General features: G+C 54.0%; 1 protein-coding gene. It reads left to right on the forward strand.

All coding sequences use genetic code 11. The features are described 5' to 3' along the window. A partial coding sequence (locus J3481_RS14380) for a transposase (protein WP_206882522.1) occupies positions 1-652 on the forward strand: 652 nt, incomplete at its 5' end. Positions 653-658: the final 6 nt, after the last annotated feature.

The raw sequence follows: 658 nt of genomic DNA on the forward strand, positions 1-658 counted from the left end.
CGCCTGTGAAAACATCTACGTGAAGATGCCAAAGACCTCAGTGAATCGACGGGGCGAGCCATGTACGAAAATGAAATACACACCGGTCGCCGCAGTCGTCGGTAAACGAATAAAGCCCGAAGACAACAAGGCCACCACGCAACCAACAGAACTCGTGGACTCCAATGAACCCGTGGAGACCGAAGAGCCGGCTGCAGAGTACAAGGGGGCCTACCTGCTCATAAGCAACCGTCACGATGCGCCATCTGAGGTGATGGGTGCGTGGCTGAAGCGTTGGCGAATTGAAGTCTTGTTCCGTACGGCAAAGCAAGAACTCGGGATGCTCAATTGCCATTCGCCCAACCAAAACCACATACACGCTCACATGACGCTGCTATTCACGGCCGAAACGCTCGTTCGATACCTCGTCTGGGAACAACGAAAAACAGCGGACGAGGAAGATTGCACCCACGGCCAAGTGATCCGCAATCTGCTGTGCGTCCGCTGTCATGCCCGTCAAGCCGCTCGAACAAACGAGCCAGACTTGATCGTGATCGATCTTGACGCAGCGGCACGGCATTGCGCAAGCCTCATCGACAAGTTTTGGCCCAAACGATTGGAATTGACATGGTTTGACCCAGAAAACAACCAGTTATTGAGAGCAACTGCATAGCGCCTG

Origin of the sequence: Alicyclobacillus fructus (genome assembly GCF_017329605.1) — a bacterium.
Taxonomy (GTDB): Bacteria; Bacillota; Bacilli; order Alicyclobacillales; family Alicyclobacillaceae; genus Alicyclobacillus; species Alicyclobacillus fructus.